This is a genomic window from Bacteroides sp. DH3716P (assembly GCF_025914115.1).
Classification (GTDB): Bacteria; Bacteroidota; Bacteroidia; order Bacteroidales; family Bacteroidaceae; genus Bacteroides; species Bacteroides ovatus.
In genome coordinates this window covers 5,872,467-5,888,288 of sequence record NZ_CP083673.1, presented here as the reverse complement: position 1 = coordinate 5,888,288, position 15,822 = coordinate 5,872,467, and the positions used below count along the sequence as shown (strand labels likewise).

Here is a 15,822-nt window from a genome sequence, read left to right as displayed (position 1 = left end):
AACCGTCTGTGAAGATAGTTGATATTTTTTTTGTAAAGCAATGACTGATGGATAATTTTTAGTAGCTTTGTGAAAAATATGATTGATATGGAAGATTTGCAAAGATTATATCCTATCGGGATACAGACATTCTCGAAGATACGGGAGGGGAATTACCTCTATATTGATAAAACGGAATATGTTTATCGGATGACTCATTCGGCTTCCAGCTATATGTTTTTGAGCCGTCCACGACGTTTTGGGAAATCATTACTTACTTCTACGCTGCATAGCTATTTTTCCGGACGCAAGGACCTGTTTCACGGATTGGCTATGGAGAAACTGGAGAAGGAGTGGACGGAATATCCGGTGCTTCACTTTGATATGAGTATGGCGAAACATATGGATAAAGGAGGATTGGAACGTCTTCTTGATTTTATGCTTGCTGAATATGAACGTACGTTTGCTGTTAACGCAGTAGAGGGGGATGCCAATCTACGCTTAGTTAATCTTATTAAGCGTGCTTATGAGCAAACAGGTAAGAAGGTGGTTGTGCTTATTGATGAATATGATGCTCCTTTGCTTGATGTGGTACATGAACGGGAAAATCTGGATGTATTGCGTAACTTCTACAGTCCGTTAAAAGCTTGTGATCCTTATTTGCGTTATGTATTTCTGACTGGTATTACTAAATTCTCACAACTAAGTATTTTTAGTGAGTTGAATAATATAAAGAATATTAGTATGGATGAGCCATACGCTGTTATCTGTGGAATTAGTGAAGATGAGATACGTTTGCAAATGAAGGATGATTTGGAAGGATTGGCAAAGAAATTGGGGATAACACCTGAAGAGGCTTTGATGAAATTGAAAGAAAATTATGATGGTTATCATTTCACTTCTCCTTCGCCCGATATATATAATCCTTTCAGTTTGCTAAATGCTTTTGCAGATGGAAAATTTGGATCTTATTGGTTTGGTAGCGGTACGCCTACGTATCTGATAAATATGTTGAAGAAGTTTGGCGTGGAACCTTCCGAAATTGGAAATAATAGGGTTTCGGTCGAGGATTTTGATGCACCAACAGAAAGGATGACAAGTATTATCCCGCTGCTATATCAAAGTGGCTATATCACTATTAAGAATTATGATGAGGAATTAGACTTGTATACATTGAATATTCCTAATAAGGAAGTGAGAATAGGCCTGATGAAAAGTCTTCTTCCACATTATGTTGGCGGCAAAGCACCGGAAGCCAATACGATGGTGGCGTATCTTTCCCGTGATATCCGTAATGGGGATATGGATACTGCATTACGCCGTTTGCAAACGTTCCTGTCCACTATACCGCAATGCGATAATACGAAATATGAAGGACACTATCAGCAGGTTTTTTATATCATATTTAGTTTATTAGGGTATTATGTGGATGTGGAAGTTCGTACTCCTCGTGGACGGGTAGATATAGTACTTCGTACGAAGACTACATTGTATGTGATGGAACTGAAATTGGATAAAAGTGCGGGTGAAGCGATGGAGCAAATTGATTTGAAGAATTATCCGGAACGCTTTGCTTTATGTGGATTGCCTGTCGTAAAGGTGGCTGTCAGCTTTGATAGCGAACGGTGTACGATTGGGGACTGGGAGATTATAAATGCTTAAGTATTGTAATAAATATGATTGATATGGAAGATTTGCAAAGATACCCCATTGGGATACAGACATTTTCGGAAATACGGGAGGGGAATTACCTCTATATTGATAAAACGGAATATGTTTATCGGATGACACATTCCTCTGCCAAATATATGTTCTTGAGCCGTCCACGGCGCTTTGGTAAGTCATTACTTACTTCCACGCTGCATAGCTATTTCTCCGGACGCAAGGAGCTGTTTCATGGATTGGCTATGGAGAAACTGGAGAAGGAGTGGGTGGAATATCCGGTGCTTCACTTCGATATGAGTACTGCCAAACATGCGGATAGTGAACAGTTGCTCCAAGAATTGAATCTGAAACTATATGGTTATGAACAGATTTATGGACGGCTGGAGGAGGAGGTTAATCCCAATCAGCGTTTGATGGGACTGATAAAACGTGCCTATGAGCAGACCGGAAAGAAAGTGGTTGTACTTATTGATGAATATGATGCTCCTTTGCTGGATGTGGTGCACGAACGGGAAAATCTGGATGTATTGCGTAACATCATGCGTAACTTCTACAGCCTGTTAAAAGCTTGTGATCCTTATTTGCGATATGTATTTCTGACTGGTATTACCAAATTCTCCCAACTAAGTATTTTTAGTGAGTTGAATAATATAAAGAATATTAGTATGGATGAGCCATACGCTGCTATCTGTGGAATTAGTGAAGATGAGATACGTTTGCAAATGAAGGATGATTTGGGAGGATTGGCAAAGAAATTGGAGATAACACCTGAAGAGGCTTTGATGAAATTGAAAGAAAATTATGATGGTTATCATTTTACATCTCCTTCGCCCGATATATATAATCCTTTCAGTTTGCTAAATGCTTTTGCGGATGGTAAATTTAATTCTTATTGGTTTGGTAGCGGTACTCCCACATATCTGATAAAGATGCTGAATAAATTCGGAGTGAAACCTTCCGAAATTGGATGTAAACAACTAAAGTCCTCAGTTTTCGATGCTCCTACTGAAACGGTGACTGATGCAGTGCCTTTATTGTACCAAAGTGGGTATATCACTATTAAGGATTATAATAAGATGCTAGATCTTTATACGCTGGATATTCCCAATAAAGAAGTAAGGCTGGGACTTATGGAGAGCCTTCTTCCTTATTATGTAAATAACAAGACACCTGAAGCAACTACCATGGTGGCTTATCTTTTTTATGATATTCAGAATGGTGATATGGATGCTGCTTTACACCGTTTGCAGGAATTTCTGTCTACGATTCCTTACTGCGACAATACAAGGTTCGAAGGACACTATCAACAGGTCTTTTATATCATATTTAGTTTATTAGGGTATTACGTGGATGTGGAGGTTCGTACTCCTCGTGGACGGGTAGATATAGTACTTCGTACGAAGACTACATTGTATGTGATGGAACTGAAATTGGATAAAAGTGCTGGTGAAGCGATGGAGCAAATTGATTTGAAGAATTATCCGGAACGTTTTGCTTTATGTGGATTGCCTGTCGTAAAGGTGGCTGTCAGTTTTGATAGCGAACGGTGTACGATTGGAGACTGGAAGATTATAAATGCTTGATTATATCATTGATTTATAAGTCGCTATATACTTGATTGAATATAAAGAGCTCCGCAAGGGGCTTTTTTCTTTTCTATCCGGAATAAAAGCTTCACCTTTGCATCGTTGATCAACAAAATGTGAATAAATAACTTGAATTTAAATCTTAAAAAAACGTAGTATGAGTGTAATTTACAAAGTCATTACGCGGCCAACAGATCCGCGTGTTCCCAATTCTCCTAAGAGATATTATCCGCATCTGATCACTTTAGGTCAGTCCGTCAACCTGAAATATATTGCACAGAAAATGCAGGATCGTTCTTCGCTGTCTGTCGGTGACATCAAGAGTGTAATCCAGAATTTTGTGGAAAAAATGAAGGAGCAGTTATTGGAAGGTAAGTCTGTGAATATCGAAGGTTTGGGTGTGTTTATGTTGACTGCCCGTTCGAAAGGTGCGGAGTTGGCGAAGGATATTAATGCTAAGAGTGTGGATAGTGTTCGTATCTTTTTCCAAGCCAATAAAGAGTTGCGTGTCACCAAAACTGCTACCCGTGCAGATGAGAAGTTAGATCTGATCAGTCTGGATGAATATCTGAAGAAAATTAGCGTTACTGTATCTCCGGAAGATCCCGAGAAACCGGATGAAGGCGAAGGTGGCGGAGATGAAGGTGGCGGTAGCGGAGAGGCACCGGATCCCGCAGCTTAATGTCTCGTTGATTAATAGCTGACGGTTAGAGTGTTCATTTAGTGTTTAATTTAAAAAGAGAAATGTCTATGAAAAAAACGTGGAGTATTATTTTGAAAGTGATTATTGCTGTTGCCGGTGCGATTGCCGGAGTGGTAGGTGTGCAGGCAGCAACCTTGTAATTGATTATCTTATAAATAGGTATATTTATGAATGAATAACAGGCGGGATTTTTCCCGCCTGTTTGTGTTTAGATATAATAAGAGGGTTGCTTTCTTGAAAAATGCTCTTTTTTGTTTTGTTTCATGCTATTTGTTAGGAGTATCGCTCTATATTTTAACAAAATAGAAATTATAATCAAACTCGTTGGCTGAATAGCGGATTTTATCTACCTTTGCATCTTAATTAAATGCGTCATTTTAAGCGAGAAAAAACATGATTCGAAAAATAATAAAAGCTCTTTGGATATTCTTGGCAGTCATAGTATTGGCTATTGTTATAGTCTTTGTCTCCATTTCAAAGGGTTGGATTGGCTATATGCCTCCTGTAGAGGAACTCGAGAACCCGAGCTATAAATTTGCAACAGAGATTTTTTCTGAAGATGAGAAAGTGCTTGGTACATGGTCTTACAGCAAGGAAAACCGGGTGTACACGGCTTACAAGGATTTGTCACCCAGTATTATCAATGCTCTTATTGCAACGGAAGATGTTCGTTTTGTCGAGCATTCGGGTATTGATGCCAAAGCATTGTTCCGTGCGTTTGTGAAACGTGGTTTGATGTTTCAGAAAAATGCAGGTGGGGGTAGTACCTTGTCACAACAGCTAGCTAAACAGTTGTTTACAGAAAATGTGGCGAGAAATACACTTCAACGTCTTTTCCAAAAACCGATTGAATGGGTGATTGCGGTGAAACTTGAACGTTACTATACCAAAGAGGAAATATTGAGTATGTATCTCAATAAATTTGATTTTCTGAATAATGCTGTTGGTATCAAAACTGCTGCATATACCTATTTTGGCTGTGAACCGAAGGACTTGAAGATTGAAGAAGCAGCTACGTTGGTGGGTATGTGTAAGAATCCGTCACTCTACAATCCGGTTCGTTTCAACGAACGTTCCCGTGGCCGTCGTAATGTGGTGCTTGAGCAGATGCGTAAAGCTGGATATATCACAGATGCAGAATGTGATTCTTTGCAGGCTCTTCCGTTGAAACTGACTTACAATCGTGTTGACCATAAAGAGGGGCTGGCTACTTATTTCCGTGAATATCTCCGTGGCGTCATGACAGCACCGAAACCGGTAAGAAGTGATTATCGTGGTTGGCAAATGCAGAAATTCTACGAAGATTCCATCGCTTGGGAAACTAACCCGTTATATGGCTGGTGTGCGAAAAACAAGAAGAAAGACGGTACAAATTATAATATCTATACAGATGGATTGAAGATTTATACAACTATCAATTCACGTATGCAGCAGTATGCCGAAGATGCTGTAAAAGAGCATTTGGGTGATTATCTGCAACCTATATTCTTCAAAGAAAAAGAGGGAAGTAAGAATGCTCCGTATGCACGATCACTACCGGAAAAACGAGTGGAAGAGTTGTTGACGAAAGCAATGAAACAAACGGAACGTTATCGCCTCATGAAAGAGGCGGGAGCTTCGGAACAACAGATTCGTAAGGCGTTCGATACACCGGAAGAAATGACTGTCTTTTCCTGGAAGGGTGATAAAGATACGATTATGACACCGATGGATTCCATCCGCTACTACAAATCTTTCTTGCGGACGGGATTTATGTCAATGGATCCGGCAAACGGACACGTGAAGGCTTATGTGGGCGGACCGAATTATGTATATTTCCAGTATGATATGGCGATGGTGGGACGTCGTCAGGTAGGTTCTACTATTAAGCCGTATTTATATACATTGGCAATGGAGAACGGATTTTCTCCTTGCGATCAGGCACGCCACGTAGAGCAGACTTTGATTGATGAGAATGGAACTCCCTGGACACCACGTAATGCAAATGATAAGCGTTATGGAGAAATGGTAACTCTGAAATGGGGATTGGCAAACTCCGATAACTGGATTTCTGCATATCTGATGGGTAAGCTGAATCCGTATGATTTGGTACGCTTGATCCATAGTTTTGGTGTACGTAATAAAGCAATTGATCCGGTGGTTTCACTTTGTCTGGGACCTTGTGAAATTTCTGTCGGTGAAATGGTCAGCGCATACACAGCTTTTGCCAATAAAGGAATCCGGGTGGCTCCATTGTTCGTTACCCGTATTGAGGATAGTGATGGCAATGTCATTTCTACTTTTGCACCGCAAATGGAAGAAGTAATAAGCGCGTCGAGCACTTACAAAATGCTGGTTATGCTGCGTGCCGTTATCAATGAAGGAACGGGTGGACGTGTTCGTCGATATGGGATTACCGCCGATATGGGTGGAAAAACTGGAACGACCAATGATAACTCCGATGCCTGGTTTATGGGATTCACTCCTTCACTGGTATCCGGTTGTTGGGTAGGAGGGGACGAACGTGATATTCACTTCGGTAGAATGACCTATGGACAGGGTGCTGCTGCAGCTTTGCCTATCTGGGCAATGTATATGAAGAAAGTGTATGACGATCCGACCTTGGGATATGACCAGCAGGAGAGATTCAAACTCCCTGAAGGGTTTGACCCGTGTGCCGGTTCGGAAACTCCTGATGGCGAAGTGATAGAAGAAGGGGGATTGGACGATCTTTTCAATTAAAGAAGTGCACAAGTATATTGTTTGCATAGGGAGTAATTACAACAGGAAAGAGAACTTGACTTTTGCCAGGCAGAAGCTGACTGAATCGTTCTCTTCTATATGTTTTGCTCCCGAACTGGAAACTAAACCTTTGTTTTTTAAGAATCCGGCTCTGTTTTCCAATCAAGTGGTTCTGTTCTATTCCGATAAGGATGAAGAGACGGTGAGGAAAATGCTGAAAGATATAGAACAGAGGTCCGGACGTCGTTCGGAGGATAAGAAAGAGGAAAAGGTTTGTCTGGATATTGACATGCTTTTATATGATAACAAAATATTAAAACCGGAGGATTGGCAAAGGGGATATATACAACAGTCATTATCTGCTTTCCATTCTTCATTATTTATTAAGTAGATGAAATTTCTTGGAATTATACCTGCCCGCTATGCATCCACTCGTTTTCCTGCGAAACCGTTGGCTATGTTGGGCGGAAAAACAGTCATACAACGCGTATACGAACAAGTGGCAGGCGTTTTGGATGACGCTTATGTAGCTACGGATGATGAACGCATTGAAGCTGCCGTTAAGGCGTTCGGGGGAAAGGTTGTGATGACTTCCGTTCACCATAAAAGTGGTACGGATCGTTGTTATGAAGCCTGTACCAAGATTGGAGGTGATTTTGACGTCGTAGTGAATATACAAGGAGATGAGCCTTTTATTCAGCCTTCACAACTGGATGCGGTAAAGGCTTGTTTTGAAGATGTAACCACGCAGATTGCTACGTTGGTGAAGCCTTTTACTGCCGATGAACCGTTTGCCGTACTGGAAAACGTGAATTCACCGAAAGTAGTAGTCAACAAGAACTGGAACGCACTTTATTTCAGTCGTTCTATCATTCCTTATCAGCGTAATGCCGAGAAACAGGACTGGTTGAAGGGACATACCTACTACAAGCACATCGGATTGTATGCGTATCGTACAGAGGTGCTGAAAGAGATTACCATGCTTCCACAGTCTTCTTTGGAGTTGGCCGAATCTTTGGAGCAGCTTCGCTGGCTGGAGAACGGATACAAAATAAAGGTCGGTATCAGTGAGGTGGAAACTATTGGAATCGATACTCCACAAGACTTGGAACGGGCAGAAGATTTTTTGAAGAATAGAATCTAATCTTATGGATCGTACGATACAACCTGAAATACAAACCCTGAAAAATTTTCGTATACTTCCTCCCGTTCGAATGACGTTGCCAAACGGCATTCCGTTGACTGTTATTAATGCGGGTGAACAGGAAGTAGTACGCATAGATGTGCTTTTTGCCGGGGGACGCTGGCAGCAATCGCAGAAACTGCAAGCTCTGTTTACGAACCGGATGCTGCGCGAAGGCACGAAAAAATATACGGCTGCCACCATTGCCGAAAAACTGGATTACTACGGCTCATGGCTCGAATTGTCCAGCTCGTCGGAATATGCATATATCACTGTTTATTCGTTGAATAAGTATTTGGCGAAAACATTGGAGGTGGTGGAATCCATGATTAGAGAACCGCTTTTTCCGGAAAAGGAATTGCATACCATTCTCGATACCAATATCCAACAATACCAGGTCAATACTTCCAAAGTTGATTTTCTGGCACACCGCAGTCTGTTGCAGTCGCTTTACGGTGAACAGCATCCATGTGGTAAAATAGTGGTGGAGGAAGATTATCATGCCATCACTCCGGAAGTGCTCCGTGAATTTTATGAACGGTATTATCATTCGGGTAATTGCTCTATCTTTTTGTCCGGTAAGGTGACGGAGGATATTATCAGCCGGGTGACAGATACATTCGGCACTTCTTTCGGTCAGCATCAGCAGCAGGTGTCGAGATTAAGTTTTCCTTTTACTGCTGTTCCCGGAAAGAGAATTTTTACAGAGCGTGAAGACGCCATGCAGAGTGCTGTGAAGATGGGATATACGACCATTACTCGTAATCATCCTGATTATTTGAAACTTCGGGTATTGATGACTTTATTCGGAGGTTATTTCGGTAGTCGGCTGATGTCTAATATTCGTGAAGAGAAGGGATATACTTATGGTATTTCGGCAGGAATCATGTTTTATCCGGATAGCGGACTATTGGCTATCTCGACAGAAACGGATAATGAATATGTGGAACCGTTGATACAGGAAGTGTATCATGAAATAGACCTCCTGCATCAGGAACCTGTGTCAGCCGAAGAATTGACTATTGTACGCAACTATATGTTGGGAGAAATGTGCCGTAGTTATGAGTCGCCTTTCTCACTTTCGGATGCGTGGATCTTCATAGCTACTTCCGGTCTGGATGATGACTACTTTTCACGTTCTCTGCTGGCTGTGAATGAGGTTACTCCGATGGAAATACAGGATTTGGCACAGCGCTATTTGTGCAAAGAGACATTAAAAGAGGTCATTGCAGGTAAAAAGTTGTCATAAATTGCTTTCCGAAAGTGGGCTGTTTGGGATAGAAATTGTATCTTTGTCCAAATTGTAATTCTAAAATGAGTAACGACTAAAACCAATGAGGAAATATCTATATACTACACTTTTATTGGCTCTTCTTGCACAAGAGGGAGTGATGGCACAAGAAAATGAAGGAAAAAAAGGCGGATTTTTCGGAAAAATTAAAGATACATTCTCCACTGAAATAAAGATTGGCAACTATACTTTTAAGGATGGCAGTGTCTATACAGGAGAAATGAAAGGACGAAAACCGAATGGAAAAGGAAAAACAGTCTTTAAAAACGGTGATGTCTTTGAAGGTGAATATGTGAAGGGGAAACGTGAAGGATATGGAATTTATATGTTTCCTGACGGAGAAAAGTACGAAGGACAGTGGTTCCAGGATCAGCAGCATGGAAAAGGTATCTATTATTTTATGAATAACAACCGTTACGACGGTATGTGGTATCAGGATTATCAGCATGGTGAAGGAACAATGTATTATCATAACGGTGATTTATATGTAGGTCATTGGGTGAATGATAAACGTGAAGGCGAAGGTACATACACTTGGGCGAATGGAGCCAAATATACCGGTCATTGGAAAAATGATAAGAAGAACGGCAAAGGTATCATGAACTGGGACGATGGCTGTAAGTATGAAGGAGATTGGAAAGATGATGTCCGTCACGGAAAAGGGGTATTTGAATATACCAATGGAGATAAATACGATGGTGACTGGGCGGATGATATTCAACACGGAAGAGGTACTTACTACTTTCACACGGGCGATCGTTATGAAGGTTCTTATCTCTTAGGTGAACGCACCGGTGAAGGAGTTTATTATCATGCTAACGGCGACAAGTATGTAGGTAATTTCAAAAATGGCATGCAAGACGGAAAGGGTACTTTTACCTGGGCGAATGGTGCTGTGTACGAAGGAAGCTGGAAAAACAATAAACGTGATGGCAGAGGAGTCTATAAATGGAGCAATGGCGATGTTTATGACGGTGATTGGAAAGACAACCGTCCCAATGGACAGGGTACTCTGAAAACCGTTGCTGGGATGCAATATAAAGGTGGCTTTGTTGACGGATTGGAAGATGGACAGGGCGTACAAATCGACAAAGATGGTAATCGCTTCGAGGGCTTTTTCAAACAAGGAAAGAAAAATGGTCCTTTTGTGGAAACAGATAAAGATGGGAAGGTGATTAAAAAAGGAACCTATAAATTCGGAAGACTTCAATAGATGATAAATGGTAGTGGGCTGCGCATTGCGTGGCCTATTTTTTTGCATATATGTACCAGATGATGGAATAATGATAATTGGTATGGACAAAGAAAAATGGATAATAACCCAAAGCGGTCATTATCCATTTTATAATTTCCTGTTGAAAGTAACTTCAACTATCAACTAGCATTTGTCACCTATCATCTATTAAATGATGTATTGTGAACTGATAGATTCGTTATTCATCACTCGTTTGATTGTTTCAGCAAACATATCGGCAATACTCAACTGTTTTACTTTCGGACATTTCTTTGCGTATGGGATGCTGTCGGTAAATACCATTTCTGTCAGGGCAGACTCTTGCACGCGGAAAGAAGCCGGATCAGACATTACGCAGTGGCTGGCGATGGCGCGTACAGATTTGGCACCGGCATCCAACATGATGTTGGCTGCTTTGGTAATTGTTCCTGCAGTGTCTACGATATCGTCAATCAATACTACGTTTTTACCTTCTACGTCACCGATGATTTGCATAGATGCTACTTCATTGGCTTTTTCACGTGATTTGTTACAGAGTACCAATGGTACACCGAGGTATTTGGAGAAAGTACTGGCACGTTTTGAACCTCCTACATCCGGTGTAGCAATAACCAGATTTTCCAGTTGCAATGACTGGATATAAGGAAGGAATACTGCTGATGCGTACAGGTGATCTACCGGGATATTGAAGAATCCCTGAATCTGGTCTGCATGCAAGTCCATCGTAATCAGACGGTCGATACCTGCAACAGACAGCAGGTCGGCTACCAACTTAGCGCCGATAGATACACGGGGTTTGTCTTTTCTATCCTGACGTGCCCATCCGAAATAGGGGACTACAGCTACAATACTCTTTGCAGACGCACGTTTTGCAGCATCGATCATCAAGAGAAGTTCCATCAGGTTGTCTGAATTAGGGAAAGTGGATTGAACCAGGAATACGTGTGCGCCACGAATTGACTCCTCATATGAAACAGCAAATTCGCCATCGGCAAAATGGGTAATGTTCATATTTCCCAGAGGACAATCCAGGCTTGCGCAGATTTTTTCTGCCAGATATCTCGAGTTCGTTCCCGAGAATACCATAAAGGGTGCTTTTTCGCTCATTTTGTAATAGATGTTACCTATTTGTTAATTTGCCTGCAAAGGTAGGAATTTCTCTTATTATTTAGAAGGACTTATTGTATAAAAAATATTTTTCTCTCCAACTTATCGGAAATATTTGTAGATTTGCTTTCTGAAAACAGTTAATAGTCAAAAATGAGTTCACGCTTTCCTTTATATATAATAGGTATAGTGTTGTTTGCCTCTTTTTTTTCGTGCACTGATATGGTGCCGACCAAAGAGGTGCGCCTGATTGATTCATTAAACGGGAAAGCGTATGCTTATCGTTATCGAAGCCTGGATTCTTCTTATAAATATGCCAATGAAGCCTATAGACAGGTGAATTTCTACAAGTCGGGGAAAGCGGAAGCATCCAACAACCTGGGGTTCTGTGCTTTTATGGCTATGGACTTTGACCGGGCGGAAGCGTTGCATAAGGAAGTATATAAACTGACTAAAAATGAACTCGAACTGTTGATTGCCGACATCGGACTGATGAAAATCTGTCAGCGGACGGCTATGAACAAAGAATTTTATGATTATCGTAATAGTGCGCTCAAGCGCATGAAACGTATTCGTGAAGAGAGTGATTTGTTTGCCGACCGTCACGAGGCACTACGGCTGGATTATGCATTCACCGAATTTTTCATCGTTTCTTCTATTTATTATTACTATCTGCAGCAACGGCAGGAGGCCATCACATCTCTTAACCGGATTCCGGAAGATGAAGCTTTGACAGATACTAATCAGTTGCTTTATTATCATTATATTAAAGGTTCGGCCTCGTTGGTGGAAGCAACCAAGCCGGAAGACCGGAAAATGCGTGAGTTCGACCAACTTTATATTACCTGGCGGACAGCTGTTCAGACTAATCATCCTTATTTCGAAGGAAATGGTCTGCAAGGATTGGCTAATCTGATGGTTTCACCTAATAATTTCGAACTTTTTCGGACGAGAAGGGGATATGCGCTAGATCAGTTTGGGTTTCCCGTAGATTCGCTTTTGCCTTTGCGAATGGCACAGCGTGCGCTTGAAAAATTTCGTGAGTACAATGATTTGTATCAGATTGCCGGTGCGTATGTGTCTATCGGTAAATATATGAATGAGCACGGACGTTATACGGAGGCATTGGATACGCTTGCAAAAGCGTTGGATTGTGTGAATCAACATCACATGCTCTATTATCACCATGCGGCGGATACATTGGATAAACTACATGTTTTTGTAGAAGGAGATACGACTTATACCGGGGTTCCATGGATCATGCAGGAAGATGTGAGAACGGTACCTGAATGGATCTCAAGAATTCGGGAGCAATTGAGTGTGTCGTATGCGGGGCTCGGGATGAAGTATGCTTCTGATTACAACCGGAATATATATTTGGATATTTTGAATTATACCCGTCAGGATAAGGAGTTGGAGAGCCGCTATCTTTCATTGGAAGCCGATTCACGACAAATGACGCTTGTACTTTCTTTGGTTATTGTCGGGCTTGTACTAGTGGTTATTCTTTGGTGGTTTTTCAATAAACGGTCTAAAATAAGGAATCAGGTAGACGTGGAGCGTCTGCAACGGATTCTGACTCTTTGTCGGGACATAACTTCGTCCATTCCGATGAATGTTCCATTAATTCAACAAGGTATCGATCAATTATTTGGGAAAGGACGTCTTCAACTGGAAATTCCGGAGGAAGGAAAAGCGGCACTGGTTCCTCTGCATCGGTTGAACCGTGATGAAAAAGCTTTGGTGCATGTGCTTGAGCCGTATATTGTTTGGGCTGCGGACAATGAGCAGATGGTGGAAGCGTTGAGTGACGAGCGGATGCAGTTGGAAAAGCAACGGTATGTTTACGAACAGCATATTGCAGGAAATAAACGCCAGAATCTTATAAAGAAGGCTTGTCTGGCTATTGTCAATGGAATTAATCCTTATATCGACCGTATCTTGAACGAGGTGCATAAGTTGACGGAGCGGGGGTATATTGATAATGCGAAGATTAAGAAAGAGAAGTATCAATACATTGACGAACTGGTAACTACGATTAATGAGTACAACGATATTCTGGCTCTTTGGATTAAGATGAAGCAAGGAACGCTTAGCCTGAATATTGAAACTTTCAGTCTCAATGAACTGTTTGAGCTGCTAGGCAAGGGAAGACGTGCTTTTGAAATGAAAAATCAGAAGTTGGAAATTGAACCGACTACGGTTATGGTGAAGGCCGACCGGGCACTGACTTTGTTTATGATTAATACGCTGGCAGAAAATGCCCGTAAATATACTCCGGAAGGAGGAACCATTAAAGTGTATGCCCGCACTACGGAGGATGCCTATGTCGAGATCTCTGTGGAGGATAACGGAAGAGGTATTTCCGAAGAGGATGTGGCGTATATCATTGGTGAGAAGGTGTATGATTCCCGTGTGATCGGAATGAAGAATGCAGCCGATCCGGAAGTGTTGAAAGAAAACAAAGGTAGTGGTTTCGGATTGATGAATTGTAAGGGAATCATTGAGAAGTATAAGAAAACGAATGATTTATTCCGGGGATGCGTTTTTGATGTGGAGAGTGAACTGGGGAAGGGAAGCCGTTTTTATTTTCGTTTGCCTTCGGGAGTGCGTAAAGCGATGGGGGTATTGTTGCTTTGCTTGTTGCTTCCGTTGGGGATGGTTTCTTGTCTGCATGATCCGATTCCTCCCATGTTGCAGGATGGCGATTCGATTGTAGTAGTTACGGATTCTGCGTATGAGGATTTGCTGGATGTAGCGTCGGATTATGCGAATGCTGCCTATTTTGCTAATGTGGATGAAAATTATGAGTTGGCTTTGCAATATATAGATTCTGCGATGCTTTTTCTGAATGAGCATTATGAAAAATATGCGCGTCCGGATCGCCCGCATCGGTATATGAAGCTGGTAGGTGAGGGAACGCCTGCTGAAATCAGTTGGTGGAACGAACTGTTTGATTCGGATTATCATGTAATTTTGGATATCAGGAATGAGGCGTCAGTTGCTTTTCTGGCTTTGAAACAGTTGGATGCATATAGTTATAATAATTCGGCATTTACGGATTTGTATAAGTTGCAGGGAGAGGATCAAACTCTCGAAGCATATTGCCGGCAGTTGGAGCGTTCGAATACCAATAAGACGGTAGGAATTATTTTATGCTTTGTTTTATTGATTGTTTCGTTGGTCGGATATTATTTTCTGTACATGAGAAAACGTTTGCAGAATCGTTTGAATCTCGAACAGGTACTTGAGATTAACCAGAAGGTGTTTGCTGCATCTTTGGTGAGACCGCAGGAACAGGAAAATGCAGAGGCGCTTCAACGGGAAGAGAGTATGCTTAAAGAAATTCCGCAGCGGATTGTGGATGAAGCATTCGGTTCGGTAAATGAATTACTGACGATTGACCGGATGGGAATTGCCGTTTATAATGAAACGACACATCGGCTGGAATATGCTTCTCGTCCCGGACAGGAAATGCCGGAGATGGTAGAGCAGTGTTTTAGTTCCGGGAAATATCTTTCTGAACAGCATCTTCAGGCAATTCCGCTGATGGTGGAAGCAGGGAGCGAGCATCAATGTGTTGGTGTGCTTTATCTGGAGCGCAGAGAAGGAACGGAACAGGAGACGGATCGACTGCTTTTTGAACTGGTAGCTCGTTATGTGGCTATTGTTGTGTTTAACGCAGTGGTGAAACTGGCTACAAAATACCGGGATATCGAGTCGGCACACGAAGAAACACGCCGGGCTTCCTGGGAAGACAGCATGTTGCATGTTCAGAATATGGTGCTTGACAACTGTCTGTCGACTATTAAACATGAGACGATTTATTATCCGAATAAAATCAAACAGATTGTAGGGCGGTTGAATACGCAGAAGCTTTCGGAAACGGAGGAGCGTGAAGCAGTGGAGACTATGACGGAATTGATCGAATATTATAAGGGAATTTTTACGATTTTGAGTTCGTGCGCTTCTCGTCAATTGGAGGAAGTCACTTTCCGGCGTACGGTGATTCCGGTGCAGGAACTTTTGGATGCTGCCGGAAAATATTTCAAGAAGTTGATGAAGAATCGGCCGGAGAGGATAGAATTGGAAATAGAGTCGATGGAGGCGAAGGTGATAGGAGACGTGAATCAGTTGCGTTTTCTATTGGAAAATTTGATTGATGAAGCATTGACTGTGCGTGAAGATGGAGTGATACGTCTGCAAGCGCGCAAGGATAATGAATATATTCGTTTCCTCTTTACGGATACGAGACGTGAGAAGAGTGTGGAAGAGTTGAATCAACTATTTTATCCGAATCTGGCACGTATGACTTCCGGTGAAAAAGGGGAGTTGAGGGGAACGGAATATCTG

At 41.8% G+C, this 15,822-nt stretch carries 11 protein-coding genes; 10 read left to right on the top strand and 1 reads right to left on the bottom strand.

Annotated features, from left to right (window positions below):
* Positions 1 to 78 precede the first annotated feature (78 nt).
* The 9 genes from KQP79_RS22535 to KQP79_RS22495 all read left to right on the top strand — a co-directional run bounded on the left by KQP79_RS22535 (position 79) and on the right by KQP79_RS22495 (position 10,341).
* Entirely contained in the window at positions 79 to 1,641 is a 1,563-nt protein-coding gene (locus KQP79_RS22535) for an ATP-binding protein (protein ID WP_225483462.1), read from the top strand.
* A gap of 23 nt (positions 1,642 to 1,664) precedes the next feature.
* Positions 1,665 to 3,227, top strand: a complete 1,563-nt coding sequence (locus KQP79_RS22530; protein WP_373167111.1) for an ATP-binding protein — start codon at positions 1,665 to 1,667, stop codon at positions 3,225 to 3,227.
* Positions 3,228 to 3,387: 160 nt separating this feature from the next.
* Positions 3,388 to 3,912 (top strand): HU family DNA-binding protein, encoded by a 525-nt coding sequence (locus tag KQP79_RS22525; RefSeq protein WP_008777026.1) that lies wholly within the window; start codon positions 3,388 to 3,390, stop codon positions 3,910 to 3,912.
* Between the two features lie 68 nt (positions 3,913 to 3,980).
* The gene (locus KQP79_RS22520) at positions 3,981 to 4,073 is read left to right on the top strand and encodes a smalltalk protein (RefSeq protein WP_004295819.1); all 93 of its coding nucleotides are present in this window, start codon (positions 3,981 to 3,983) and stop codon (positions 4,071 to 4,073) included.
* 253 nt (positions 4,074 to 4,326) lie between these two features.
* Positions 4,327 to 6,654, top strand: coding sequence for a transglycosylase domain-containing protein (locus KQP79_RS22515; RefSeq protein WP_004295820.1), 2,328 nt, complete (start codon positions 4,327 to 4,329; stop codon positions 6,652 to 6,654).
* Positions 6,655 to 6,658: 4 nt separating this feature from the next.
* On the top strand, positions 6,659 to 7,045 hold the full coding sequence (locus KQP79_RS22510; protein WP_004318143.1) for a 2-amino-4-hydroxy-6-hydroxymethyldihydropteridine diphosphokinase: 387 nt from the start codon (positions 6,659 to 6,661) through the stop codon (positions 7,043 to 7,045).
* Positions 7,046 to 7,798 (top strand): 3-deoxy-manno-octulosonate cytidylyltransferase, encoded by a 753-nt coding sequence (gene kdsB, locus KQP79_RS22505; protein ID WP_008777025.1) that lies wholly within the window; start codon positions 7,046 to 7,048, stop codon positions 7,796 to 7,798.
* A 4-nt stretch (positions 7,799 to 7,802) separates the two neighbouring features.
* Entirely contained in the window at positions 7,803 to 9,086 is a 1,284-nt protein-coding gene (locus tag KQP79_RS22500; RefSeq protein WP_008777024.1) for a M16 family metallopeptidase, read from the top strand.
* An 85-nt stretch (positions 9,087 to 9,171) separates the two neighbouring features.
* Positions 9,172 to 10,341, top strand: coding sequence for a phosphatidylinositol-4-phosphate 5-kinase (locus KQP79_RS22495; RefSeq protein WP_008777023.1), 1,170 nt, complete (start codon positions 9,172 to 9,174; stop codon positions 10,339 to 10,341).
* Positions 10,342 to 10,530: 189 nt separating this feature from the next.
* Here the strand turns inward: KQP79_RS22495 and KQP79_RS22490 are convergent, their stop codons facing one another.
* Complete coding sequence (locus KQP79_RS22490; RefSeq protein WP_008777022.1) at positions 10,531 to 11,469, bottom strand: ribose-phosphate pyrophosphokinase; 939 nt, start codon at positions 11,467 to 11,469, stop codon at positions 10,531 to 10,533.
* 153 nt (positions 11,470 to 11,622) lie between these two features.
* Here KQP79_RS22490 and KQP79_RS22485 point away from each other — a divergent pair.
* On the top strand, positions 11,623 to 15,822 hold a 4,200-nt coding region (locus tag KQP79_RS22485), incomplete at its 3' end, for a DUF5113 domain-containing protein (RefSeq protein ID WP_264386565.1).

Excerpts from the sequence above, each read along its gene's own strand:
- KQP79_RS22535 (WP_225483462.1), top strand. The coding sequence starts at position 79 with ATGATTGATATGGAAGATTTGCAAAGATTATATCCTATCGGGATACAG.
- KQP79_RS22530 (WP_373167111.1), top strand. The coding sequence starts at position 1,665 with ATGGAAGATTTGCAAAGATACCCCATTGGGATACAGACATTTTCGGAA.
- KQP79_RS22525 (WP_008777026.1), top strand. The coding sequence starts at position 3,388 with ATGAGTGTAATTTACAAAGTCATTACGCGGCCAACAGATCCGCGTGTT.
- KQP79_RS22520 (WP_004295819.1), top strand. The coding sequence starts at position 3,981 with ATGAAAAAAACGTGGAGTATTATTTTGAAAGTGATTATTGCTGTTGCC.
- KQP79_RS22515 (WP_004295820.1), top strand. The coding sequence starts at position 4,327 with ATGATTCGAAAAATAATAAAAGCTCTTTGGATATTCTTGGCAGTCATA.
- kdsB (WP_008777025.1), top strand. The coding sequence starts at position 7,046 with ATGAAATTTCTTGGAATTATACCTGCCCGCTATGCATCCACTCGTTTT.
- KQP79_RS22500 (WP_008777024.1), top strand. The coding sequence starts at position 7,803 with ATGGATCGTACGATACAACCTGAAATACAAACCCTGAAAAATTTTCGT.
- KQP79_RS22495 (WP_008777023.1), top strand. The coding sequence starts at position 9,172 with ATGAGGAAATATCTATATACTACACTTTTATTGGCTCTTCTTGCACAA.
- KQP79_RS22490 (WP_008777022.1), bottom strand. The coding sequence starts at position 11,469 with ATGAGCGAAAAAGCACCCTTTATGGTATTCTCGGGAACGAACTCGAGA.